Origin of the sequence: Pseudomonas sp. HY13-MNA-CIBAN-0226, from assembly GCF_040310305.1 — a bacterium.
GTDB classification, from domain to species: domain Bacteria; phylum Pseudomonadota; class Gammaproteobacteria; order Pseudomonadales; family Pseudomonadaceae; genus Aquipseudomonas; species Aquipseudomonas gregormendelii.
In genome coordinates this window covers 1-240 of sequence record NZ_JBEOPS010000589.1, presented here as the reverse complement: position 1 = coordinate 240, position 240 = coordinate 1, and the positions used below count along the sequence as shown (strand labels likewise).

Genomic DNA, 240 nt, shown 5'->3' with positions numbered 1-240 from the left:
CACCAACGGTTAGCAACTTGGCATCAACATCGCTGTCCATCATCGCGTATTCAGCTTCGATACCGAAGTCAGGGTTTACTGAGTAGCCTAGACCGACACCGCCCGCGATACCTGTGTCACTTGTAGAGTTTGACACTCTCACTGGACCAGCAGTATAGTCACCTTCTACTTCAGTTTTGGCGACACCGAGTTTACCTTTGGCATAGAGGCCTGTGTTTGGAAACTGATAACGGTAAGTAC

The 240-nt window shown here is 49.2% G+C and carries 1 protein-coding gene; it reads right to left on the bottom strand.

Features of this window, described 5'->3' with window-relative positions:
• Positions 1 to 240, bottom strand: a 240-nt coding sequence (locus AAEZ05_RS30035; protein WP_350650304.1) for an outer membrane beta-barrel protein, incomplete at both ends; no start/stop codon positions are given.